At 66.9% G+C, this 22,384-nt stretch carries 22 protein-coding genes; 5 read left to right on the top strand and 17 right to left on the bottom strand.

Annotation, left to right across the window (positions count from 1 at the left end):
• Positions 1–129 precede the first annotated feature (129 nt).
• From folP to rlmE, 4 genes are all read right to left on the bottom strand, one after another.
• Positions 130–1,029, bottom strand: coding sequence for a dihydropteroate synthase (gene folP / locus GN331_RS07725; protein ID WP_156641423.1), 900 nt, complete (start codon positions 1,027–1,029; stop codon positions 130–132).
• A gap of 17 nt (positions 1,030–1,046) precedes the next feature.
• Positions 1,047–2,690 (bottom strand): TPR end-of-group domain-containing protein, encoded by a 1,644-nt coding sequence (locus GN331_RS07720; protein WP_156641422.1) that lies wholly within the window; start codon positions 2,688–2,690, stop codon positions 1,047–1,049.
• A gap of 84 nt (positions 2,691–2,774) precedes the next feature.
• A complete protein-coding gene (gene ftsH / locus GN331_RS07715; RefSeq protein WP_156641421.1) occupies positions 2,775–4,667 on the bottom strand; it encodes an ATP-dependent zinc metalloprotease FtsH in 1,893 nt (630 codons plus the stop codon).
• A gap of 30 nt (positions 4,668–4,697) precedes the next feature.
• Positions 4,698–5,366 (bottom strand): 23S rRNA (uridine(2552)-2'-O)-methyltransferase RlmE, encoded by a 669-nt coding sequence (rlmE, locus tag GN331_RS07710; RefSeq protein ID WP_156641420.1) that lies wholly within the window; start codon positions 5,364–5,366, stop codon positions 4,698–4,700.
• Between the two features lie 64 nt (positions 5,367–5,430).
• Between rlmE and yhbY the strand changes: the two genes are divergently transcribed.
• Entirely contained in the window at positions 5,431–5,742 is a 312-nt protein-coding gene (gene yhbY, locus GN331_RS07705) for a ribosome assembly RNA-binding protein YhbY (protein WP_156641419.1), read from the top strand.
• A gap of 17 nt (positions 5,743–5,759) precedes the next feature.
• Positions 5,760–6,134: an Mth938-like domain-containing protein gene (locus tag GN331_RS07700; RefSeq protein WP_156641418.1), complete on the top strand. Its 375-nt coding sequence runs from the start codon at positions 5,760–5,762 to the stop codon at positions 6,132–6,134.
• A gap of 4 nt (positions 6,135–6,138) precedes the next feature.
• Here the strand turns inward: GN331_RS07700 and GN331_RS07695 are convergent, their stop codons facing one another.
• From GN331_RS07695 to surE, 4 genes are read right to left on the bottom strand one after another with little or no spacing between them, the layout of a single operon-like run.
• Positions 6,139–6,903: a peptidoglycan DD-metalloendopeptidase family protein gene (locus tag GN331_RS07695; RefSeq protein WP_156641417.1), complete on the bottom strand. Its 765-nt coding sequence runs from the start codon at positions 6,901–6,903 to the stop codon at positions 6,139–6,141.
• The gene (locus tag GN331_RS07690; RefSeq protein WP_156641416.1) at positions 6,900–7,514 is read right to left on the bottom strand and encodes a YqaA family protein; all 615 of its coding nucleotides are present in this window, start codon (positions 7,512–7,514) and stop codon (positions 6,900–6,902) included. Before GN331_RS07690 ends, GN331_RS07695 begins: the two co-directional genes overlap by 4 nt.
• 3 nt (positions 7,515–7,517) lie before the next feature.
• On the bottom strand, positions 7,518–8,213 hold the full coding sequence (locus GN331_RS07685) for a protein-L-isoaspartate(D-aspartate) O-methyltransferase (protein ID WP_331713409.1): 696 nt from the start codon (positions 8,211–8,213) through the stop codon (positions 7,518–7,520).
• Positions 8,210–9,007 carry a 5'/3'-nucleotidase SurE gene (gene surE, locus GN331_RS07680; RefSeq protein ID WP_156641415.1) on the bottom strand — a complete coding sequence of 266 codons (798 nt, stop codon included), beginning with the start codon at positions 9,005–9,007 and terminating at the stop codon, positions 8,210–8,212. The genes GN331_RS07685 and surE overlap by 4 nt, the downstream gene beginning before the upstream one ends.
• A gap of 60 nt (positions 9,008–9,067) precedes the next feature.
• Between surE and GN331_RS07675 the strand changes: the two genes are divergently transcribed.
• Positions 9,068–9,625: a Smr/MutS family protein gene (locus tag GN331_RS07675; protein WP_156641414.1), complete on the top strand. Its 558-nt coding sequence runs from the start codon at positions 9,068–9,070 to the stop codon at positions 9,623–9,625.
• Between the two features lie 85 nt (positions 9,626–9,710).
• Here GN331_RS07675 and truD read toward each other — a convergent pair whose 3' ends face one another.
• Genes truD through pyrG form a run of 7 tightly spaced genes read right to left on the bottom strand, consistent with a single transcriptional unit; the run spans position 9,711 to position 16,081 of the window.
• Positions 9,711–10,721 (bottom strand): tRNA pseudouridine(13) synthase TruD, encoded by a 1,011-nt coding sequence (gene truD, locus GN331_RS07670; RefSeq protein ID WP_331713408.1) that lies wholly within the window; start codon positions 10,719–10,721, stop codon positions 9,711–9,713.
• Positions 10,718–11,197: a 2-C-methyl-D-erythritol 2,4-cyclodiphosphate synthase gene (gene ispF / locus GN331_RS07665; RefSeq protein ID WP_156641413.1), complete on the bottom strand. Its 480-nt coding sequence runs from the start codon at positions 11,195–11,197 to the stop codon at positions 10,718–10,720. Before ispF ends, truD begins: the two co-directional genes overlap by 4 nt.
• Entirely contained in the window at positions 11,194–11,907 is a 714-nt protein-coding gene (gene ispD, locus GN331_RS07660; protein WP_331713407.1) for a 2-C-methyl-D-erythritol 4-phosphate cytidylyltransferase, read from the bottom strand. Before ispD ends, ispF begins: the two co-directional genes overlap by 4 nt.
• Entirely contained in the window at positions 11,904–12,272 is a 369-nt protein-coding gene (gene ftsB / locus GN331_RS07655) for a cell division protein FtsB (protein ID WP_156641412.1), read from the bottom strand. The genes ispD and ftsB overlap by 4 nt, the downstream gene beginning before the upstream one ends.
• 7 nt (positions 12,273–12,279) lie before the next feature.
• The gene (gene eno / locus GN331_RS07650) at positions 12,280–13,563 is read right to left on the bottom strand and encodes a phosphopyruvate hydratase (protein WP_156641411.1); all 1,284 of its coding nucleotides are present in this window, start codon (positions 13,561–13,563) and stop codon (positions 12,280–12,282) included.
• The gene (gene kdsA / locus GN331_RS07645) at positions 13,560–14,399 is read right to left on the bottom strand and encodes a 3-deoxy-8-phosphooctulonate synthase (protein ID WP_156641410.1); all 840 of its coding nucleotides are present in this window, start codon (positions 14,397–14,399) and stop codon (positions 13,560–13,562) included. Before kdsA ends, eno begins: the two co-directional genes overlap by 4 nt.
• Positions 14,396–16,081 carry a CTP synthase gene (gene pyrG / locus GN331_RS07640; RefSeq protein ID WP_156641409.1) on the bottom strand — a complete coding sequence of 562 codons (1,686 nt, stop codon included), beginning with the start codon at positions 16,079–16,081 and terminating at the stop codon, positions 14,396–14,398. The genes kdsA and pyrG overlap by 4 nt, the downstream gene beginning before the upstream one ends.
• Positions 16,082–16,202: 121 nt before the next feature.
• Here pyrG and parE point away from each other — a divergent pair, with 121 nt between their 5' ends.
• Positions 16,203–18,101, top strand: a complete 1,899-nt coding sequence (gene parE / locus GN331_RS07635; RefSeq protein WP_156641408.1) for a DNA topoisomerase IV subunit B — start codon at positions 16,203–16,205, stop codon at positions 18,099–18,101.
• A gap of 136 nt (positions 18,102–18,237) precedes the next feature.
• Entirely contained in the window at positions 18,238–20,223 is a 1,986-nt protein-coding gene (locus tag GN331_RS07630) for an alpha/beta hydrolase family protein (RefSeq protein WP_156641407.1), read from the top strand.
• 54 nt (positions 20,224–20,277) lie between these two features.
• Here GN331_RS07630 and hutG read toward each other — a convergent pair whose 3' ends face one another.
• Together hutG and GN331_RS07620 are read right to left on the bottom strand one after the other, a co-directional pair.
• The gene (gene hutG, locus GN331_RS07625) at positions 20,278–21,060 is read right to left on the bottom strand and encodes an N-formylglutamate deformylase (protein ID WP_156641406.1); all 783 of its coding nucleotides are present in this window, start codon (positions 21,058–21,060) and stop codon (positions 20,278–20,280) included.
• 10 nt (positions 21,061–21,070) lie between these two features.
• Positions 21,071–22,333, bottom strand: a complete 1,263-nt coding sequence (locus GN331_RS07620; RefSeq protein ID WP_156641405.1) for an NAD(P)/FAD-dependent oxidoreductase — start codon at positions 22,331–22,333, stop codon at positions 21,071–21,073.
• Positions 22,334–22,384 lie beyond the last annotated feature (51 nt).

The following is a 22,384-nucleotide window of genomic DNA, read 5'->3' as shown; positions in this document are numbered from 1 at the left end:
CGTGGACATGCAACCCCCAACCGGGTGATGCCCGAGACTAGGCTGCGTACGCCTGCGCATGCAAGGGTCGGAAGCGGTTACAGCGGCTTTTTGGCGCGTAATCGCCGGGCGTTGCGCAATTCGATCTGCTCAATCCTCGTCGGGCCACCGGATCGTGGGCTTCGCTTCCCGCGCCCGCACCGCCGGCTGCGCGGCAACGGCCGCCCAGACCTTCAATGCATCGACCGTCGGCGCCACGTCGTGGACGCGCACCAACTTCGCGCCCCGCTGCGCGGCGATCAGGTGCGCCGCGACCGAGCCGGCGACGCGCTCGTGCGGATCGGCCCGATCCGTCAGGTCGCCGATGGTCTTCTTGCGCGACAGGCCCGCGAGCACCGGCACGCCGAGTTCGACAATCGTCTCCAGCCGCGCGAGCAACGCCAGGTTGTGGTCGCGGTTCTTGCCGAACCCGAAGCCCGGATCGACCACGATGCGCGATTTCGGGATCCCCGCCATCTCCGCCGCGAAGATGCGCTCGGCGAGGAAACGGTGCACATCGGACACGACTTCGTCGTACACCGGTGCGTCCTGCATCGACCGCGGCTCGCCCAGCATGTGCATCAACACCACCGGCACGCCGAGCGATGCGGCCGCATCGAGCGCGCCGTCGCGACGCAACGCGAAAACATCGTTGATCATCCCCGCGCCCGCGCCGACCGCGGCGCGCATGACCTCTGGTTTAGAGGTATCGACGCTGATCGGGAGCGAGGTCGCGCGCACCAATCCCTCGATCACCGGGATGACGCGGCGGAGCTCTTCTTCGATTGAAACCTCGTCGGCCCCCGGCCGCGTGGATTCACCGCCGACATCGAGGATGTCCGCGCCCTCCTCCGCCAGCCGCACGCCATGCGCGATCGCCGCGTCCGTGCTCGCATGCTCGCCGCCATCGGAAAACGAATCGGGCGTGACGTTGACGATGCCCATGACCCGCGTGCGGTCGAGGCGCACGACGCGGCCGTTGCAGTCCAGTTGCGGAGTGATATCGAACATGGATGGGTTGTAGCGGCTCAACCCTTTTCGCGCAACATCGTCACGATCGCCTGGAACCGCGGGTGGTCGCGCAAGGGCCACAGGTCGGAGTCGTGTTCGATCCACTCCAGGTTGCCTTCGCCGTGTTGCACGGCGCGTTCCAGCAGGTCGACCGACTGCTCCCCGTCGCCGTCGAGGGCGAAGAAGCAGGCGCCGTTGTAGAGGACGTCGAAATCGTTCGGGCGGATGCGCAGCGCGTACGCCATCTCGGCGTGGCCGAAGTCGCCGACGCGCAGGTGCTGCATCAGGCCGGCGGTCATGTAGTGCGCGCGGGCGTTCTCCGGATCGATGTGCGCCTGGTGGCTTGCGCAGGCCAGGCCTTCGATCGCGAGCTTCTGCTTGCGCTCATGGTCCCCACCGGCCTCCGCGGCGTTGACCGCGAGCGCGAGCGCCTGGAATTCATCCGGTTGCACGCGGTGCGCGGCGACGAACAGGTCGACGGCGCGCGCGTAGTTGCCCTGCGTGAAGCAATGGCGCGCGTAGAAGTAATACGCGACGTAGAGTTCGGGATCGAGCTTGAGTGCATGTTCGAAGGCTTCCGTCGCACCGTCGTGGTCGCCGGAGATCATCAGCGAATGGCCCTTCGCGACATGCGCTTCGGCGAGGTCGGGGTCCAGTTCCAGCGCGCGATGCGCGGCGCTCTTGGCTTCTTCCAACGCACCGCTGTCGGGATTCACCATGCGCCAGAGCATCAGTTCGCACAACGAATCGGACAGGCCCGCCCACGCCTGCCCGTACTCCGGGTCCAGTTCGATGGCGTGGCGGAACATCGACGGCGCCTGCTTCATCGTGATTTCGGTCATGCGCGCGCTCGCTTGCCGACCGCGCAGGTAGTACTCGTACGCGCGCATGTCGCGCGGCGCCCGCTTCTGCAGGTCGAAGGCCACGGGCGCTTGCAAGGTCGGTCGCACGGCGTTGACGACGTTGCGCGCGATCTCTTCCTGGATCGCGAAGATGTCCGCGAGATTGCGGTCGAAGTTCTCCGACCACAGGTGGTAACCGTTCGACGCGTCGACGAGCTGCGCGGTCACGCGCACGCGATCGCCGGCCTTGCGCACGCTGCCTTCCACGATCGCCGCGACGTGCAATTCGCGGCCGATGTCGGTGGGTGTCGCGCTGCCGTCGCGAAACCGGAAGGACGCCGTGCGCGAGGCGACATGCAGGCCGCGCACTTTCGCGAGCGCGTTGAGGATCTCTTCGGCCAGGCCATCGCAGAAATAATCCTGGTCGCCGGCCTCGCTCATGTCGGAGAACGGCAGGATGGCGACGGAGGCCTCGGGTGGCGGCAACTCGGCGGGCTGCGGTGGCAGCGCATCGGTCGCGCGGCGCGTGGGCGTGTCGCCGTTGTTCGCGATCGGTTCCGGCAACGCGGGCGTGCGTTCGATGCCGTGCGGCTGCACGTCGTAGATCCACGCGAGCACGCACGCCAGCACGAAGCCGAGCGCGAGCAACACGATCAGCAGGCGCGAGGACCACGGCGGCAGGCCCAGCGGTTCGAACGTCGCCTCGGCCACCTGCACGAGCAACCAGCCGACGATGAGGTACGCCACCGCCACGCGGAAGACGCGCCGGCGACGAAACTCCGACAACGTGTTGCGCAGGCGGGCGGCGATGTCGGGCATGCGATCTCCCAAACGACAAGGGCCCCCGAGGGAGCCCTGTCTTTCAAGCAACGCAATCGCCCTGTCGGGACGGCCGCGCCGGGTTCAGGTTTGCGCCGCGGGACCGCCGATCGGCGGCAGCGGGCGCGCTTCGCCCTTGTTGTTGCGCGTCCAACCCGCCGGCGGCGGCGGCTCGCGGCCTTCCATGATCGCGTCGATCTGCGGCACGTCGATGGTTTCGTACTCCAGCAGCGTCTTCGCCATCACGTGCAGCTTGTCGAGGTTCTCGGTCAGGATCTGCTTGGTGCGGTTGTAGGCCTTGTCGAGGATGCCGTGCACGACTTCGTCGATCTTGCGCGCGGTGTCGTCGGAGACGTTCTTGTGCTGCGTGACCGAGCGGCCCAGGAACACTTCGTCTTCTTCTTCACCGTAGGCGATCGGACCGAGCTCGTCGGACAGGCCCCACTTGGTCGCCATGTTGCGCGCCATCTTCGTCGCGCGCTCGATGTCGTTCGACGCACCGGTGGTGACCTTGTCGTTGCCGAAGATCAACTCTTCGGCGACGCGACCGCCGTACAGCGAGCACAGCATCGATTCGATGGCGGTGCGGTTGTACGAATACTTGTCGCCCTCGGGCAGGTACATCGTCACGCCCAGCGCGCGACCGCGCGGAATGATCGTGACCTTGTAGACCGGGTCGTGTTCCGGCATCAGGCGACCGACGATGGCGTGGCCGGCTTCGTGATACGCGGTGAGCGTCTTTTCCTGCTCGCTCATCGCCATCGAACGGCGCTCGGTGCCCATCAGGATCTTGTCGCGCGCACGGTCGAAGTGCTCCATCCGCACGTCCTTCGCGTTCTCGCGCGCGGCGAACAACGCCGCTTCGTTCACGAGGTTGGCGAGGTCGGCGCCGCTGAAGCCCGGCGTGCCGCGGGCGATGGTCATCGCCTCGACATCGTCGGCCAGCGGAACGCGGCGCATGTGCACGCGCAGGATCTGGTCGCGGCCCTTCACGTCGGGCAGGCCGACGGTGACCTGGCGGTCGAAACGGCCCGGGCGCAGCAGCGCCGGGTCGAGCACGTCGGGACGGTTGGTCGCGGCGATCACGATCACGCCTTCGCCGCCTTCGAACCCGTCCATCTCGACGAGCAACTGGTTGAGCGTCTGCTCGCGCTCATCGTGCCCGCCGCCGAGGCCCGCGCCACGATGGCGGCCGACCGCGTCGATTTCGTCGATGAAGATGATGCACGGCGCGTGCTTCTTGGCCTGCTCGAACATGTCGCGCACGCGGCTGGCGCCGACGCCGACGAACATCTCGACGAAGTCCGAACCGGAGATCGAGAAGAACGGCACCTTGGCTTCGCCGGCGATCGCGCGCGCAAGCAGCGTCTTGCCGGTGCCCGGAGGACCGACCATCAGCACGCCGCGCGGGATCTTGCCGCCGAGTTTCTGGAACTTTCCGGGATCGCGCAGGAACTCGACGAGCTCGGCGACTTCCTCCTTCGCTTCGTCGCAACCGGCGACGTCCGCGAAGGTGGCCTTCGTCTGGTCTTCGTTGAGCAGCTTGGCGCGCGAACGGCCGAAGGACATCGCGCCCTTGCCGCCGCCCTGCTGCATCTGCCGCATGAAGTAGATCCAGATGCCGATGAAGAGCAACAGCGGACCGATGTTGATCAGGATGCCGACCAGCGAGATACCGCTCGACGGCGGCGCCTGCTTGATCTCCACCTTGTGGTTGATCAGATCGTCGACCAAGCGCTCGTCGCGACGCGGGGCGACGGTTTCGCCCTTCGTGTTGTCCTTGCGCTCGAACTTGATCGTCTTCTCGTCCTCGCCGATGTCGACCGACTTGATCTTGTCGTTGACCACATCCGCCTGGAACTGGGAATAGACGACGTCCTGGCCGCTCCCCATCTTCGGGCTGAAACTCTGGAACACCACCATCAGCACGACGGCGACGACCACCCACAACATCAGATTCTTGGCCAAGTCGTTCATCCTGTACTCCACAACGGAGTCGCGTTCACTTCATTCACCATGCGCCGGCCTTCCGGCCAGCTTGCCCTGCGCCAGGGCGTAAACCTCCGGCGACCGCTTGCGCGATGCCGCCGGCTTGCGGACCGCCACCTTGGCATATCGCCGCCGCAGCTGCCGCACGTAATCGTCGAACCCCACGCCCTGGAACAGCTTGATCAGGAACGTGCCGCCGGGCTTGAGATGGCCATCGGCGAAATCCATCGCCAGCTCGGCCAGGTGCATGCCCCGCGGTTGGTCCACCGCATCCACGCCACTTTTATTGGGGGCCATGTCGCTCAGTACAAGGTCGACGGGCTTCCCGCCCAGGGCGGCTTCCAGTGCCGATAACACGGCATCCTCCCTGAAATCGCCATGAAGGAACTCCACCCCGGCCAGGCTGGGCATCTCCAGGATGTCCAGCGCGATCACGCGGCCGGGGTCCTGGGTGCCGTTGTGCGACAGCCGGTCGAGCTCCGCGCGGACCCACTGCGACCAGCCGCCGGGCGCCGCGCCGAGGTCCACCACCACCATGCCGGGCTTCAGCAGGCGGTCGCGTTCGACCACTTCTTCCAGCTTGTAGGCCGCGCGCGAGCGCAGCCCCTCGGCCTGGGCCTTCTTCACGAAGGGGTCGGAAAAGTGTTCCTTCAACCAGCGCTGGCTGGACTTGCTGCGGGTCGCCATGCGCGGGGGTCCTCTCGGGTGGCCATGATACCCTGCCCCTCCCCCGTTCATCCCCGCGATTCCGATGCCGTCCGCAGTTCAGTTAACCAGCGCGCAGACCCGTTTCCTCCGTGGTCAGGCGCACGACCTCAACGCCATGCTGCAGGTCGGGGGCAAGGGAATCACCGACTCCCTGGTGACCGAGGTGGTCAACGCCCTCGAACAGCACGAGCTGATCAAGGTGAAGGTGGCCGCCGAAGACCGCGAGGCCCGCGACGCGATGATCGCCGACCTGGCGCAGCGCGCCGGCGCCGCGCTGGTGCAGCGCATCGGCCACACCGCCGTCCTGTATCGCCCGAGCAAGGACAAGCGGCAGATCGTGCTGCCCCGAGGCTGATCCCGGGTCGCGCGGCCATGCAGCTGAATCTCGAACGCCCCGACTACACCTGGTACCTGCGCGGCGCCGATGGCCGCCATGCGCTCGTGAACGAGCGCGAGATCATCGCCAGCTTCGTGATCGCGCCCGAAGCGCTGGTCGAGGATTGGCCGGTCACCGACGCCAAGGCGATGGAACCCGGCGACCTGGCGCCCGTCTTCGCGCTGCAACCCGAATTGATCGTGCTGGGCACCGGCCCGCGCCAGGTGTTTCCGTCGGCCGCCGTGTTCCATGCCTGTTTGTCGCAGGGCATCGGCTTCGAAGTGATGGACAACGCCGCCGCCGCGCGCACCTACAGCGTGCTGGCCGGTGAAGGGCGGCGCGTGGTCGCGGGATTCATGTTCCCGGCTTAGCGCTTCAGCGCTTCGGCAAATACGTCTGCGGGTCGACCGGTTTGCCGTTGTAGCGAATCTCGAAGTGCACCATCTCGCGCGCCGCGCCCGTGCGGCCCATTTCCGCGATCTGCTGCCCCGCTTTCACGAGCTGGCCTTCGTTGACCAGGCGCTTGCGGTTGTGGCCGTAGGCCGACAACCACGCTTCGTTGTGCTTGACGATGATCAGCTCGCCGTAACCGACGAGCCCCGCACCCGAATACACGACGACGCCATCGCCCGCCGCGCGCACGGGATCGCCGCTGTTGCCGCCGATGTCGATGCCCTGCTTCGTCGGTTCACCGGCGACGTAGCCGTTGAGGATCGTGCCGTTGGCCGGCCACGTCCACGCGATCGGGCTCGCCGCGGGCGGCGGCGGCACGGGACGCGGTGCGGGCGTGACGGGCTTGGGTGTCGCGGGTTTCGGCGCGCCGGGTTTCGACGGCGTGGTCGTGACGACCGATGTCGATCCCTTCGGATACAGGCGCAGGTGTTGTCCCGGGTAGATGGTGTACGGCGCGCCGATGCCGTTCCACGACGCGAGATCGCGGACGTCGATACCGTTGCGGAACGCGATGCCGTACATCGTGTCGCCCTTGTTCACGACGACCGTCTTGCCCGGCTTCGGCGTCGAAACGCGCGGCGCGGGCGACGAAGGCCCGTTGGCGCGATACACGGTGCTGCTGCCGCACGCGGCGAGCGCGAGCGCGCAGGCAATGGCCATTCCGATACGAAGCCTCGAAGCTTTCATCCGCCGCGCGCCTTCCACACCAGGACACCGATCAATGCCGCGAGCAACACCAGCGCGATCCAGCCGATGGGCTCGATGTACTTGTGCAGCACTTTTTCCGCGCGTTCGCCGCCGAGGCGGATGATCAGCGCGAGCAGGTAAACGCGCTTGCCGCGGCCGACGAACATGCTCGCCAGGTACGGCAGCATCGGCACGCCCACCACGCCCGAAGACCAGGTGAACACCTTCATCGGAATGGGCGAGAAACCGGCGAGCACGAGCATCCAGAACACCGCCCACGGCGATTCGATCATCTTCGCCTGGATCAGCGCGATGCCCGATTCCATGCCATGCAGCATCCCGAGCGCGGCGAACATCGGCTTGAGCGCAGCGAACGCGAAGTGCCCGAGGTAGTAGCCGACCACCGCGCCGACCATCGAACCGGCCAGGCTCAGCGTCGAAAACCAGAACCCGCGCCGCGGCGCCGCCACGCACATCGGCAGCAGCATCACTTCCGGCATGATCGGGAAGATGATCGCTTCGAAGAAACTCAGGATGACCAGCCACGTCGACGCGCGTTTGTGGCGTGCGAGCGCGATCGTGCGTTCGTAGAGCGGTCCGAACAACTTCATGCGTCAGTCCACCATCCCTGGCAACAACGGCACGAACACGACGGGCGCGAGCTGCGCTTCGTCGACGATGCCGGCTTCATCCTTGCGCAGGCGGATCAGCGTTTGTCCGCTGCTGCCGCCCACGGGGCACACGAGCGTGCCGTTCGGCGCGAGTTGCGTGGTGAGCGCATCGACCAGCGCAGGCGCGGCGGCGGTGACGATGATCGCGTCGAACGGTGCGAGTTCCGGCCAGCCGATGCGGCCGTCGTCGTGCTTGCTGCGCACGTTGAATCCGAGCGAACGGAACCGCTTGCGCGCGGTGCGCAGCAATTCGCCGATGCGCTCGACGGTGAAGACTTCCAGCCCCAGCGCGGCGAGGATCGCGGCCTGGTAACCCGAGCCCGTGCCGATCTCCAGCACGCGCATCGGCGGCGAACCGGCGGGGCGCGGAGATTCGAGCAAGGTCTGCGTCATCTTCGCCACGACCCACGGCTGCGAAATCGTCTGCCCGTGCCCGATCGGCAGCGCGGTGTCTTCATACGCGCGCGTGGCGAGGGCTTCGTCGACGAACAGATGGCGCGGCACGGCGCGGATCGCGTTGAGCACGCGGTCGTCGGAGATGCCGGTGGTCTGCAGGCGTTCGATCAGGCGATCGCGCACGCGCTGCGAGGTCATGCCCATGCCGATCGCTTCGGGCTGCAGGCGAATGCGCGTGGTCACGAGCGATCCTCCTGCAACGACGCCGCGAGGCCACCGACCCAACTGGCGACCTGTTCCAGCGCCTGGTAGCGCGTGAGGTCGACGTGGATCGGCGTGATCGAGATATGGCCGGTGCGCACGGCGTGGAAATCGGTGCCGGGGCCGGCGTCCTGTTCGGGGCCGGCGGCGCCGATCCACCACCACGTGCGGCCGCGCGGGTCCTTCTGCGGCACGCACGGTTCGGCGCGATGGCGGTTGCCCAGGCGCGTGACTTCGAAGCCGCGCACGTCTTCCCAGGGAAGGTCGGGCACGTTTACGTTGAGGATCGTGTCGGCCGGCAGCGGATCGGTCGCCAGGCGCGCGATGATCTCGACCGCCGCGCGCGCGGCGGTTTCGTAATGCTTGCCGTCGTGGTCGAGCGCGGCGAGCGACACCGCGACCGCGGGCAGGCCCAGGAAGCGGCCTTCCATCGCGGCGGCGACGGTGCCGGAATAAATGACGTCGTCGCCCATGTTCGCCGTGGTGTTGATGCCGGAGGCGACGATGTCGGGCTCTTGTTCGAGCATGCCGGTAATCGCGACGTGCACGCAGTCGGTGGGCGTGCCGTACACCCTCCAGCGCTCGATTGAAGCCGGTCCGTCTTCCATCTTCAGCACGCGCACGGGCCCGTCGAGGGTGAGCGAATTGCTCGCGCCGCTGCGGTCGCGGTCGGGCGCGACCACGGTGACGGCATGCCCCGCATCGCGCAGCCCCTGGGCGAGGATCCGGATGCCGGGGGCGTCGACACCATCGTCGTTGCTGACCAATACGCGCAAAGCAGTTGTCCTTCCGGTGTCGTCCGCATCATAGCCGATGACTCGCGCTAGGCTTACGGCATGGCACGCAAGCCACATCCCGAGCCGCCGCCTGAACCCGTCGACGACGCCGCGCTGTTCCGCGACGCGATCGGCCCCGTGCGCGAGTTGCCCACGGAGCCCACGCCGCCGTCGAAGCCGCGGCCCCGCCCTGCCGCGAGGATGGCCGCACGCGACGAGGCCGAGGCGATGAGCGAATTCCGCCGCGCGATGTCCGCCGACGCGCTGGAGGCGGGCGATGCGCTGTCGTATCGCCGGGAATCGGTGCCGCCGCGCACCTTGCAACGCTTGCGTCGTGGCGAGTTCGCGGCGCAGGAGGAGCTGGACCTGCACTGGACCGATGCGAAGCACGCCGAAGCGATGCTGCGCGAGTTCCTCGTGCATGCACGGCAGCACGGGCTCGGGTGCGTGAAGGTGATCCACGGCAAGGGCCTGAACAGCGACAGCAAGACGCCGGCGCTGAAGAACCTGGTCGACCGCATGCTGCGGCATCGCTCGGAAGTGGTGGCGTTCGCATCGGCGCCGACGAACCAGGGCGGCACCGGCGCAGTACTCGTGCTACTCGCCCCCAAGCGCTGACCTCCATCCCCCTTCCAAGGGGGATCGATCGCGCAAAGCGCGATCGAGGGGGATCGGTCTCGCACTGCGAGATCGGGCGCGCGCGCTACTGAATATCCCCCATCTGCCCAACCACCGTCGTCGCATAACTCCCCGGCGGCAATTCGAACATCACCCGCAACACATCATGCGCCGGCCATTCCCACGCCATCGCCTGCGGTCGCAGTCGCAAACCGCGGCGTTCCTGCTTCAACCCCGAGGCTTCCAGTCCCGCGCGCACGGCGCGTGATTCCGCGTCGTCGAGCGCGGCTTCTTCCAACGCGCGCGCCGCAGCGGCGGAACGCAAGTCCCCCGCGCCCCACAGCGGTCCGGTCGGATGAATGTCGAACGCGGCCAGGCGCGCCGCCAGCGCATCGTCGAACGGCTCCGGCCCGAACACGCTGCGCGAGCCATCGAGCATCCACACTTCGCCGTCGATCGCGCGATCCCACGTGTCGTCCGCCACGCGCCGTTCGAGCACGCGATTGAATAGCGACGAACGCGCCGCCGACAGCAACATCGTGCGCTGATCGCGTTTCACGCGACGCCCCGCGAACATCTGCAGGGCCTGCGCCACGTTGTCGCCTTCGCGGCCGAAGCGTTGTTCGCCGAAGAAGTTCGGCACGCCGCGCGCCTGGATCGCACGCAGGCGGTCTTCGATCGCGTGGCGTTCGCCTTCGACATCGCGCAAGGTCAGCACGAAGCGATTGCCCGCCAGCGCGCCGCGCGGCAACTTGCGCGAATGCCACGTCGAATGCAGCACGTGCATGTCGTCGGATTCCAGCGCCGCCAGATCCGGGGCGATCTTCTTCGGCAGGTGCACGCTGAAACGCTGCGTCGTCACCGCGTGGCGATCCTTCAGCCCCGCGTAACTCACGCCGAGTTCCGCGATGCCCGCCCATTGCGCGAGGCGCTTGGCGGCGAAGGCGGTGTTCATGCCGCGCTTCTCGATCGTCAGCAGCAGGTGTTCGCCTGCCCCGCTCGCTTCGAAGGCATCGAGTTCGTCGACGCGGAAGTCTTCGGGCGTCGCCCGCATCCGCGCCCGCAGCACGGGCGCGCCGAACGCATGCACGCTCACTCGCGCACGAGCAGGCACACCGCCTGCGCGGCGATGCCTTCCCCGCGGCCGGTGAAGCCGAGCGTTTCGGTCGTCGTCGCCTTGATCGAGATCGCATCGACCGCGACACCGAGGTCGGCGGCGATCAATCCGCGCATCGCGCCCGCGTGCGGACCGATGCGCGGGCGCTCGCAGATCACGGTGATGTCCGCATTGCCGAGCGTCCAGCGATGTTCGGCGAGCAAGGAACGGCAATGGCGGAGGAACAGGCGACTGTCCGCATCTTTCCAGCGCGGATCGCTCGGCGGGAAATGCTTGCCGATGTCGCCGAGCGCCATCGCACCGAGCATCGCGTCGCACAGCGCGTGCAGCACGACGTCGCCGTCGGAATGCGCGATCACGCCGCGATCGTGCGGCACGCGCACGCCACCGAGCATCACGTGATCGCCCGGGCCGAAGGCGTGGACGTCGAATCCGCTGCCGATGCGGCAATTCATGGGGAGTTTCCGGGCATGGTGCGTTCGCGCGCGAGGCGCAGGAGGAATTCGGCGAGCGGCAAATCGGCCGGCGTCGTGACTTTCAAATTGTCGTCGCTGCCTTCGACCAACAACGGCCGATGGCCCTGGCGTTCCATCGCCATCGATTCGTCGGTGACGACCAGGCCCGCGTTGCGCGCCGCTTCGAGCGCGCGCGTGAGTTGCAGGCGGCGGAACAACTGCGGCGTCAGCGCGCGCCACAAGCCATCGCGCGATTCGGTCGTATCGATGCCGCCATCGTTGCCCGCACGCTTGAGCGTGTCGCGCACGGGTGCGGCGAGGATCGCGCCGACGGGATCGCCGCGGCCCAGGTCGAGCAGACGTTCGAGATCGGAAGCACGCAGGTGCGGGCGCGCGGCATCGTGCACGAGGACGAAATCATCGGGGCGCACGTCGTCGGGCAATGCCGCCAACCCCGCGAGCACCGAATCGCAGCGTTCCGCACCGCCCAGGCACGTGTGCACAGGCTTGCCGTCGATCTGCGTCCAACCCGGCCACGACGTATCGTCTTCCGACAACACCACCATCGCGCCGCCGACCGACGGATGCGACAACACCGCGCTGAGCGAATACGCGATCAGCGGAACACCGGCGATGTCGAGGTATTGCTTGGGGACGGCGCCGCCGTAACGCGTGCCGCGCCCGGCGGCGGGCACGATGGCCCAGATCACCGTGCGCCCTCGTCTTGTTCGGGCACTTCGGTCGTGGCGGGCGATGCAGGCGCGCTCGACGCCGACGTCGGTTCCACCACGCGATAGAACGTTTCGCCCGGCTTGATCATGCCCAGCTCGCTGCGCGCGCGTTCTTCCACCGCGGCTTCGCCCGACTTGAGGTCTTCGACTTCCGCGGCGACTTCGGCATTGCGCTGGCGCAGGCCCGTGTTGTCGCGCGCCTGGTGTTCGACCTGCGTGGACAGCGCCTGCACCTGGCCTGCGCCGCCCTGCCCGAACCACAGCTTGTACTGCAGCCACGCGAGCAGCGCGGCCAGCAGCACGATCAGCGCCGCGATCACACGTGAGGTTGCGCCCACGCGCATCAAGGCCTCAGCGCCTCAGCGACACGAACGCGTTGCGGCCGGCGTAACGCGCGGCGCTGCCGAGCTGTTCTTCGATGCGCAGCAGCTGGTTGTACTTGGCCACGCGGTCGGAACGGCACAGCGAACCGGTCTTGATCTGCGTCGCCGTGGTGGCGACCGCGATGTCGGCGATCGTCGTGTCCTCGGTTTCGCCCGAACGATGCGAGACGATCGCCGCGTAGCGCGCGTGGTCGGCCATCGCGATCGCTTCGAGCGTTTCGGTCAGCGTGCCGATCTGGTTGACCTTGATCAGGATCGCGTTGGCGACGCCCTGCTCGATGCCGTCCTTGAAGATGCGCGGGTTGGTGACGAACAGATCGTCGCCGACCAACTGCACCTTCTCGCCCAGGCGCTGCGTGAGCTGCTTCCAGCCGGCCCAGTCGTGTTCGCCCATGCCGTCTTCGATCGTGATGATCGGGTACTGCGCGCACCAGCCGGCGAGGAAATCGACGAACTGTTCCGACGTCAGGCGCTTGCCTTCGCCGGTGAGGTTGTACTTGCCGTTCTCGAAGAACTCGCTGGACGCCACGTCCAGGCCGAGCAGCACGTCTTCGCCCGCGCGGTAACCGGCCTTGCCGATCGCTTCGAGGATGGTTTCCAGCGCTTCTTCGTTCGAACGCAGGTCGGGTGCGAACCCGCCTTCGTCGCCGACGGCCGTGCTCAGGCCGCGGCCCTTCAGCACCGACTTGAGCGCGTGGAAGATCTCGGTGCCGGCGCGCAGCGATTCGGCGAACGAATCGAAGCCGACGGGCAGCACCATGAATTCCTGCAGGTCGACGTTGTTGTCGGCATGCGCGCCGCCGTTGACGATGTTCATCATCGGCACCGGCAGTTCGACCGCATTGCCGTTCGACAACCACTTCCACAGCGGCATCTTGTGCGAGGCGGCGACCGCATGCGCGTTCGCCATCGACACGCCGAGCAGCGCATTCGCGCCCAGGCGGCCCTTGTTCTCGGTGCCGTCGAGGTCGATCAGGCGGCGATCGAGCGCTTCCTGGTCGCCGTCGAACCCGTGCAATGCGTTCGCGATCGTCGTGTTGACGTTGGCGACGGCGGTTTTCACGCCCTTGCCGAGGTAACGCGTCTTGTCGCCGTCGCGCAGTTCGACGGCTTCCTTCGTGCCGGTCGACGCGCCCGAGGGCACCATCGCGCGGCCGAAGCTGCCGTCGGTGAGCGTGACTTCCGCTTCGAGGGTGGGATTGCCGCGGCTGTCGAGGATTTCGCGCGCGTGGATCTTCGCAATGGTGGTCATTGGGTCAGGGTGTTTTCCAGGAATCCGTTCTTCTTCGTGATCCGGTCGATCTCGAGCAGCGTCTCGAGCAGCGCGCGCATCTTCGGCAGCGGCCACGCGTTGGGACCGTCGCTGAGCGCCTTGTCCGGATCGGGGTGCGTTTCCATGAAGATGCCGGCGATGCCCACGGCCATCGCGGCACGCGCGAGCACGGGCACGAACTCGCGCTGGCCGCCGCTCTTGCCGTCCGCGCCGCCGGGCAACTGCACCGAATGCGTGGCGTCGAACACCACCGGGCAATGGGTGTCGCGCATCACCGACAGCGAACGCATGTCGCTGACCAGGTTGTTGTAGCCGAAGCTCGCGCCGCGCTCGCAGACCATGATCTGCTCGTTGCCGGTTTCCTTCGCCTTGTTCGCCACGTGCTTCATTTCCCACGGCGACAGGAACTGGCCCTTCTTGATGTTCACCGGCTTGCCGGCGTTGGCGACGTTGCGGATGAAATCGGTCTGCCGGCACAGGAACGCCGGCGTCTGCAGCACGTCGACCACGCTCGCCACTTCATTCATCGGCGTGTATTCGTGCACGTCGGTGAGCGTGGGCACGCCGAGTTGGCGCTTCACTTCCGCCAATACCTTGAGGCCTTCTTCCAGGCCGGGGCCGCGGAAGCTCGTGCCGGAGGTGCGATTGGCCTTGTCGAAACTCGACTTGAAGATGAAGGGAATGCCGAGCTCGCTGGTGATTTCCTTCAGCTTGCCGGCCGTCTCCATCTGCAGTTCCATCGACTCGATGACGCAGGGACCGGCGATGAGGAAGAACGGCTTGTCGAGGCCGACCTCGAAATGCGCGAGCTTCATGCGCTCGCCTCCTTCAGCAGGCGGCCGCCGGCCTTGTGCTCACGTGCGGCGCGAATGAAGCCGACGAACAGCGGATGGCCATCGCGCGGCGTGGACAGGAATTCCGGATGCGCCTGGCACGCCAGGAACCACGGGTGCGTGGACTGCGGCAGTTCGACCATCTCGACGAGCAGGTCGTCCATCGACTTCGCGCTGATGACCAGGCCGGCGTCTTCCAGCTGCGTGCGATAGCGATTGTTGAACTCGTAACGATGGCGATGGCGCTCGCCGACGACATCCTTGCCGTACAACTTGTGCGCGAGCGTACCGGGCTTGACGCGCTGGTCCTGCAGGCCCAGGCGCATGGTGCCGCCGAGGTCGCTTTCTTCGCTGCGGCGTTCGACATCGCCGGTCGCCGTGCGCCATTCGGTGATCAGGCCGATCACCGGGTGTTCGCTGCGCTTGTCGTTTTCGGTGGAGTTGGCGTCGGGCAGGTTGAGCACGTGGCGCGCGTAATCGACCACCGCCGCCTGCATGCCGTAGCAGATGCCGAAGTACGGCACCTGGTGTTCGCGCGCGTAACGCGCGGTCATCACCTTGCCTTCGAAACCACGGTCGCCGAATCCGCCGGGCACGAGGATGCCGTCCACGCCTTCGAGCGCCTTGCCGCCGTCCTTTTCGACGTCGGAGGATTCCATCCACTTCAGGCGCACGCGCGTGCGCTGGCGCAGGCCGCCGTGCTTGAGCGCTTCGGCGAGCGACTTGTATGCGTCCTGGTGGTCGACGTACTTGCCGACGACCGCGATGGTGACGTCGTCGACCGGATGCTCGGCGGCATCGACGACGGCTTCCCATTCGGACAGGTCGGCTTCGGCCTTCGCCTTGCCCGACAGGCCCAGGCGCTCGACGACGATCTTGTCCAGGCCCTGCGCGTGCAGCCACATGGGGATCTTGTAGATGTTGTCCAGGTCGATGGCGGAGATGACCGCCTTCTCCGGCACGTTGGTGAACAACGCGATCTTGCGGCGCTCGCCGTCGGGCAGCGGCTGCTCGCTGCGGCACAGCAGGATGTCGGGCTGGATACCGATGGAGCGCAGTTCCTTCACCGAATGCTGCGTCGGCTTGGTCTTCAGCTCGCCGGCCGCGGCGATGAAGGGCACCAGGGTGAGGTGCATGAACTGTGCGTTCTCGGGGCCGCGCTCGGTGCGGATCTGGCGGATCGCTTCGAGGAAGGGCAGCGACTCGATGTCGCCCACCGTGCCGCCGATTTCGACCAGGCCCACGTCCGCGCCGGCGGTGGCATCGTCGATGCAGCGCCGGATTTCGTCCGTGATGTGCGGGATGACCTGCACGGTGCCGCCGAGGTAGTCGCCGCGGCGCTCCTTGCGGATCACGTTCTCGTAGATGCGGCCGGTGGTGACCGAGTGCCGGCGCGACAGGCGAACGCGGATGAAGCGTTCGTAGTGGCCGAGGTCGAGGTCGGTTTCGGCGCCGTCGTCGGTGACGTACACCTCACCGTGCTGGAACGGGCTCATGGTGCCCGGATCGACGTTGATGTAGGGATCGAGCTTCATCATCGTCACGCGCAGACCGCGCGCTTCGAGGATGGCGGCCAACGAGGCCGCGGCGATGCCCTTGCCGAGCGAGGACACCACGCCGCCGGTGACGAACACGAGCGGCGTCCTGGAAACTGGAGGCGTCATGGAAAAGGGGGCTTCCGGAAAGCCGTAGTCTACCGGTAGCGGGCCCCAGCCGCGACCCCGGCCTGCGCCGGGCCGTTCACGCTATCCTGCGCGCTGAACGACCCGGACGACCCCGCACGCGATGAATTCCCGCTACAACGCCGCCGACATCGAAGTCCTCTCCGGGCTCGATCCGGTCAAACGCCGCCCCGGCATGTACACCGACACGGCGCGCCCGAACCACCTCGCCCAGGAAGTGATCGACAACGCGGTCGACGAGGCCCTCGCCGGCCATGCCGACACGATCGAAGTGGTGCTCTACGCCGACGGCAGCGCCGAGGTGGCCGACAACGGCCGCGGCATGCCGGTGGACATCCACCCGGAAGAGAAGATCCCCGGCGTCGAACTCATCCTCACGCGCCTCCACGCGGGCGGCAAGTTCAACAACAAGAACTACACCTTCTCCGGCGGCCTGCACGGCGTGGGCGTGAGCGTGGTCAACGCGCTGTCGAAGAAGGTCGAAGTCTTCATCAAGCGCGAAGGCAACGAATACAAGATGGCCTTCGCCAATGGCGACCGGACTTCGAAGCTCGAAGTCGTCGGCACCGTCGGCAAGAAGAACACCGGCACGCGCCTGCGCTTCTGGCCCGACGCGAAGTATTTCGACACCAACAAGTTCAACCTGCGCTCGCTCAAGCACTTGCTGCGCGCCAAGGCGGTGCTCTGCCCCGGCTTGTCGGTCAGCCTGTTCGACGAAGCGACCGGCGAACGCGCGCAATGGCATTACGAGGATGGCCTGCGCGATTACCTGCGCGGTGAGCTCAATGCCGAAGGCCAGCGCGAAATCCTGCCGCCCGAGTTGTTCGTCGGTTCGCTGAAGAAGGACACCGAAGTCGTCGATTGGGCCGTGGCGTGGGTGCCCGAAGGCGAGCTCGTGCAGGAAAGCTACGTCAACCTGATTCCCACCGCGCAGCACGGCACGCACGTCAACGGCCTGCGCACCGGCTTCACCGATGCGCTGCGTGAATTCTGCGATTTCCGCAACCTGCTGCCGCGCGGCGTGAAGCTCGCGCCGGAAGACGTGTGGGATCGCGTGGCGTTCGTGCTGTCGGTGAAGATGACCGACCCGCAGTTCAGCGGGCAGACCAAGGAACGCCTGTCCTCGCGCCAGGCCGCCGGCTTCGTCGAAGGCGCCGCGCACGATGCGTTCTCGCTGTGGCTGAACCAGCACACCGAAATGGGCACGCGCATCGCGCAGCTCGCGATCGAACGCGCCAGCGCGCGCCTGAAGACCGAAAAGCAGATCGTCCGCAAGAAGGTCACGCAGGGCCCCGCCCTGCCCGGCAAGCTCGCCGACTGCATCTCGCAGGATCTCTCGCGCACCGAGTTGTTCCTGGTCGAAGGCGATTCGGCGGGCGGCAGCGCGCGCCAGGCCCGCGACAAGGACTTCCAGGCGATCCTCCCGCTGCGCGGCAAGATCCTCAACACCTGGGAAGTCGCGTCCGGCAGCGTGCTGGCCTCCACCGAAGTGCACGACCTCGCGGTCGCCATCGGCTGCGACCCGGGCAAGGACGACATCACGGGCCTGCGCTACGGCAAGGTCATCATCCTCGCGGATGCCGACTCCGACGGCCTGCACATCGCCACCCTGCTCACCGCGTTGTTCCTCAAGCATTTCCCGTCGCTGGTGGCGGCCGGCCACGTGTTCGTGGCGATGCCGCCGCTGTTCCGCGTCGACGTGGGCAAGCAGGTGTTCTACGCGCTGGACGAAGAGGAAAAGCGGCTGCTGCTGGAGCGCATCGAACGCGAGAAGCTCAAGGGCGCGGTGCACACCACCCGCTTCAAGGGCCTGGGCGAGATGAACCCGCAGCAGCTGCGCGAGTCGACGATCCACCCCGACACGCGCCGCCTGGTGCAGCTGACGGTCGACGACGACGGCGAAACGCGGTCGCTCATGGACATGCTGCTGGCGAAAAAGCGTGCGGGCGATCGCAAGATCTGGCTCGAAGCCAAGGGCGACCTCGCCACCCTCGAAGTCTGATCCGCCACCGGAAGCGCACAACCCGCCGCATCGGGCCAATTTCCGCCTGAAAAACGACGTCCGGCACGTGGTGCGCGGCCTGCCGCTTCTGTAACCTGCGCACGCCTCGGGGAGAGGCTCAGCACAGGAAGTCGCAATGCAATCGAACACACTCGCGCGCTGGCTCGGCGCGTTCGCCCTCGTCGCCGCGCCGGCGATGGCCCAACAGATTTCGGTCGAGGACTTCGCCAAGTACCCCGACATCGACGAAGTCACGCTCTCGCCCACGGGCGAGTACCTGGCCCTCGCCATTCCCTCGCCCGACGGCAAGGAAACCAACCTGCAGGTCGTGCGCCTGTCGGACAACTCGACGGTCAAGACGCTGCGCTTCGGCCAGAACTCGCACGTGATGGACGTGACCTGGACCGACGACGACCAGATCACCGTGCAGCGCGCCAAGCGCTTCCCGCTCGAGCAGTTCAAGAGCAACCTCGGCGAGCTGATGTCGACCAACATCACCGGCGACAAGCAGCGCACGCTGTTCGCCTACGTCCCGGACGACGGCACGCAGCGCGGTCGCAACAAGGACATGGGCTGGGCATTCATGGCCGGCCCGCTCGACAAGGAGCCGGGCAAGGCGATCGTGACGTACTACTGCTGGCCCTCCGAATGCGGCGAAGACGGCGACACCGTCGTGTTCAAGGTGGACACGCGCACCGGTTCGCGCCAGGAAATCGAACGCATCAAGGACGGCGACGTCTCCAGCTCGCTGATCTGGGACCACGACGGCATCGCCCGCGTGGCGTACTCCGAAGCCAAGGACGGAACGCCGAAGACGCTGTACCGCCCGACGCCGACCTCGCCCTGGACGCCGATTCCCAAGACGATCGCCGGTTACGAAGTCGCAGGCGGCTACATCGCCGAAGACAACAACACGCTGTATGCGCGCATCTCCGACAACCAGGAAGCCACGACGCTGTACAAGGTCGACCTGGCCGCCGGCACGCGCACGAAGGTCGTGGGCCGTGACGGCGTCAACGTCGGCACGATCATGACCGGCGGCCGCAAGGACGTGCCCTTCGGCGTGACGTTCACCACGCCGGGCCCGGCGGTGCAGTACTTCGACCCGACCAGCGAATGGGCGAAGTTGCATGCCGGCCTGATGCAGAAGTTCAAGGGCCAGATGGTCTACTTCCTGTCGTTCACGCGCGACGACCAGAAGGTGCTGTTCTGGACCTCCAGCGACCGCGTGCCGGGCAACTACTACCTGCTCGACCGTGCGAACGGAAACAAGATCGTGCAGATCGGTGCCCGCATGCCGTGGTTCGAAGGCAAGCAGGTCGCGCAGATGAAGCCGATCGAGTTCACCACGCGCGACGGCGCGAAGATCTACGGCTACTACACCGCGCCCATCGGCGCTGCACCCGGCCCGAAGCCGCTGGTGGTGATGCCGCATGGCGGCCCGTACGGCCCCTCCGATACCTGGGGTTGGGACGACGACGTGCAGTTCCTCGCCAGCCGCGGCTATGGCGTGCTGCAGGTGAACTACCGCGGTTCCGGCGGTCGTGGCGACAAGTTCACGAACCAGGCCTTCAAGCAGTGGGGCGTGATGATCCAGAACGACATCACCGACGGCGTGAAGTACGCCATCGACCAGAAGCTCGCCGATCCCGACCGCATCTGCATGTACGGCGCGTCGTTCGGCGGCTACTCGGCGCTGATGCAGCCGATCCTCAACCCCGGCATGTACAAGTGCGCGATCGGCTACGTCGGCGTGTACGACCTGCCGCTGCTCAGCAAGAGCAAGGAATCGGAGTCCGAGGAAGTCGAACGCTGGTACGAGCGTTCGCTCGGCACCGACATGGCGGCGCTGTCGCAGCAGTCGCCGGCCAAGCGCGCGAAGGAAATCAAGGTGCCGGTGATGCTGGTGCACGGCAAGGCGGACGACAACGTCGGCATGAACCAGTTCCGTGCGATGGACGGCGCGCTGAAGGACATCGGCCAGCCGCCGGAAGTGATGCTCGGCGCGGGCGAAGGCCACGGGTTCGCCAATCCGCAGAACGTCGCGGAGCTCTATCGCCGCATGCAGCAGTTCCTGGACAAGTACATCGGTCCGAACGCGAAGGTCGCGACCTCGCCGTAATTCGGTACGAACGCAACAAGAAAAAAGGGCGGCCTTCGGGCCGCCCTTTTTGTTTCAGCCGATCGCCGCTTCGAGCAATCGCCGGATCACCGCCTGCGCGCGCGGTGCTTTCACCGCGTCGTATTCGAACGAATCCTCGTCCATGTACAGGCGCTGGCTCATTTCGAGTTGCACCGCATCGATGCCGTTGTCGGGCGCCGCGTAATGGCGCGTGATGTAGCCGCCCTTGAAGCGCCCGTTCGCCACCCAGTCGAATTCGGATTGCGCGGCGAGCACGCCTTCGAGCTTCGCCTGCAATGGGGGCGAACAACTCGCGCCGCTCGATGTTCCGAGATTCAAATCCGGCAGCCGACCTTCGAACAGGAACGGCAAGTCGCTGCCGCGAATCGTGTGGCCTTCCCACAACACCACGCGACCGTGCGCATCGCGCAGGCGCTGCAATTCGCCTTGCAGCGCTGCGTGATACGGGCGCCAGTACGTGTCCACGCGTTGCGCGACTTCGTCTTCGTCGGGCGCCTGCCCTTCCAGATACACCGGCGCTCCGGTGAATTGCACGGCCGGGCACAGGCCCGTCGTGTTCTGGCCCGGATACAGCGAGGTGTCGTCGGGCGGGCGATTGAGGTCGACGACGTAGCGCGAGTAACGCGGCCGCAGGATCGACGCACCGAGTGCGCGCGCGACGTCATACAACCGCGACACGTGCCAATCGGTGTCGGGCGCGCTGCGCGCGCGTTCGACCATGCGCGCCTGGAGCGCGGCGGGAATCTCGCTGCCGTCGTGCGGAACGCTGACCAGCAACGGCGCGGTGCCGCGGTGGAGTTCGAAGATGCCGTCCATGGCGCCGAGTTTAGGCGAAGCGCGACGGCGCGTAGGGCGCCGGATCGATCGCCGGCGTACGGCCGGTGACCAGGTCTGCGATCAGTTGCCCCGTGCCGGTGCTCATGCCGATGCCCATCATTCCGTGGCCCGTGGCGAGCCAGATGCCGTCGCGGCGCGGCACCGGGCCGATGATCGGGATGTCGTCGCAGGTCATCGGGCGCCAGCCGAACCAACGCTCGCGCACGACCGGGCCGACGGGCTCATGCAGATACTCGGCCGCACCGCGTTCGAGTGCCGCGAGGCGCCGCGCATTGAGCGTGTCGTCGAAGCCTGAGAATTCCATCGTGCTGCCGAGGCGATAGCCGCTCGGCCATGCGGTCACGCAGACCTGGCGTTCGCGCAACACGAGCGGATGCTTCGGCACGCGCGACGGCGGATCGTAGGTGATCGAATAGCCCTTGCCCGGCTGCATCGCACCGCGCAAACCGGTGAGTCCGATCGCATCGGCAAGCCGCGGCGTCCAGGCGCCGAGCGCGCACACCACATCGCGCGCGCGATAGGTGCCGGTGGTCGTGCGCACGCGCCACGCATCGCCGTCGCGTTCGATCGATTGCAGCGCGCAGCCTTCGACGATCTCCCCGCCCTTTTCGCGGAACACGCGCGCGAGTTCGTCCACGTAGCGATCGGGGCGCAGCGCAGCATCGCCGGCGAAACGGATCGCGCCGGCGACACCGGGTTTCAACGCCGGTTCCAGTGCTTCGTATTCGGGGCCGTCGAATACCTCGACCTGCACGCCGAGATCGCGCAGCAACGGCGCCTCGGTGTAGTCGTGCGCCATGCGCGCCGCATCGCGGAAGACATAGTCCTCGCCGGATTCGACGAACTCGCACGACAGCGCGAGATCGCGGATCCATTCGGCCAGGCGCACGCGCGAGTCGTTGAGCAGCGCGCCTTTCGCGCGCGCGCTGTGTTCGAAGTCGCGCAGGTTGCAGCGCGCGGCGAATCGCAACAGCCATTGCCAGAGCACGGGATCGACGCGCGGACGGATGTAGAGCGGCGCATCGGGCTGCAACATCATGCGCAGCGCGGTCTGGATCATCCCCGGCTGCGCGAGCGGGCCGGCGTGGCTGGGCGTGATGGTGCCGCAGTTGCCGTGCGAGGCACCCGCGCCGACGTGCGTGGCTTCGATCACGCGGACGCTGCGGCCCGCGTCCAGCAACGCGATCGCACAGGCCAGGCCGACGGCACCGCCGCCGGCCACGAGAATGTCGTCCCGAGTCGTCCCCTGCATCGTGTCGCGTGATCCCTGCCGCGGGCCTTCGAAGGCCCCTCAGCATGCCAT

Origin of the sequence: Noviluteimonas gilva, assembly GCF_009740395.1 — a bacterium.
In the GTDB taxonomy this organism is placed as follows: Bacteria; Pseudomonadota; Gammaproteobacteria; order Xanthomonadales; family Xanthomonadaceae; genus Noviluteimonas; species Noviluteimonas gilva.
Note: the sequence above shows the minus strand (reverse complement) of the source record. Positions and strands in the feature narration are given on the sequence as shown.

Excerpts from the sequence above, each read along its gene's own strand:
- GN331_RS07690 (WP_156641416.1), bottom strand. The coding sequence starts at position 7,514 with ATGAAGTTGTTCGGACCGCTCTACGAACGCACGATCGCGCTCGCACGC.
- parE (WP_156641408.1), top strand. The coding sequence starts at position 16,203 with ATGAATTCCCGCTACAACGCCGCCGACATCGAAGTCCTCTCCGGGCTC.
- rlmE (WP_156641420.1), bottom strand. The coding sequence starts at position 5,366 with ATGGCGACCCGCAGCAAGTCCAGCCAGCGCTGGTTGAAGGAACACTTT.
- GN331_RS07620 (WP_156641405.1), bottom strand. The coding sequence starts at position 22,333 with ATGCAGGGGACGACTCGGGACGACATTCTCGTGGCCGGCGGCGGTGCC.
- pyrG (WP_156641409.1), bottom strand. The coding sequence starts at position 16,081 with ATGACGCCTCCAGTTTCCAGGACGCCGCTCGTGTTCGTCACCGGCGGC.
- GN331_RS07630 (WP_156641407.1), top strand. The coding sequence starts at position 18,238 with ATGCAATCGAACACACTCGCGCGCTGGCTCGGCGCGTTCGCCCTCGTC.
- ftsB (WP_156641412.1), bottom strand. The coding sequence starts at position 12,272 with ATGCGCGTGGGCGCAACCTCACGTGTGATCGCGGCGCTGATCGTGCTG.
- yhbY (WP_156641419.1), top strand. The coding sequence starts at position 5,431 with ATGCCGTCCGCAGTTCAGTTAACCAGCGCGCAGACCCGTTTCCTCCGT.
- kdsA (WP_156641410.1), bottom strand. The coding sequence starts at position 14,399 with ATGAAGCTCGCGCATTTCGAGGTCGGCCTCGACAAGCCGTTCTTCCTC.
- GN331_RS07700 (WP_156641418.1), top strand. The coding sequence starts at position 5,760 with ATGCAGCTGAATCTCGAACGCCCCGACTACACCTGGTACCTGCGCGGC.
- ftsH (WP_156641421.1), bottom strand. The coding sequence starts at position 4,667 with ATGAACGACTTGGCCAAGAATCTGATGTTGTGGGTGGTCGTCGCCGTC.
- eno (WP_156641411.1), bottom strand. The coding sequence starts at position 13,563 with ATGACCACCATTGCGAAGATCCACGCGCGCGAAATCCTCGACAGCCGC.
- GN331_RS07675 (WP_156641414.1), top strand. The coding sequence starts at position 9,068 with ATGGCACGCAAGCCACATCCCGAGCCGCCGCCTGAACCCGTCGACGAC.
- folP (WP_156641423.1), bottom strand. The coding sequence starts at position 1,029 with ATGTTCGATATCACTCCGCAACTGGACTGCAACGGCCGCGTCGTGCGC.
- ispF (WP_156641413.1), bottom strand. The coding sequence starts at position 11,197 with ATGAATTGCCGCATCGGCAGCGGATTCGACGTCCACGCCTTCGGCCCG.
- GN331_RS07695 (WP_156641417.1), bottom strand. The coding sequence starts at position 6,903 with ATGAAAGCTTCGAGGCTTCGTATCGGAATGGCCATTGCCTGCGCGCTC.
- hutG (WP_156641406.1), bottom strand. The coding sequence starts at position 21,060 with ATGGACGGCATCTTCGAACTCCACCGCGGCACCGCGCCGTTGCTGGTC.
- GN331_RS07720 (WP_156641422.1), bottom strand. The coding sequence starts at position 2,690 with ATGCCCGACATCGCCGCCCGCCTGCGCAACACGTTGTCGGAGTTTCGT.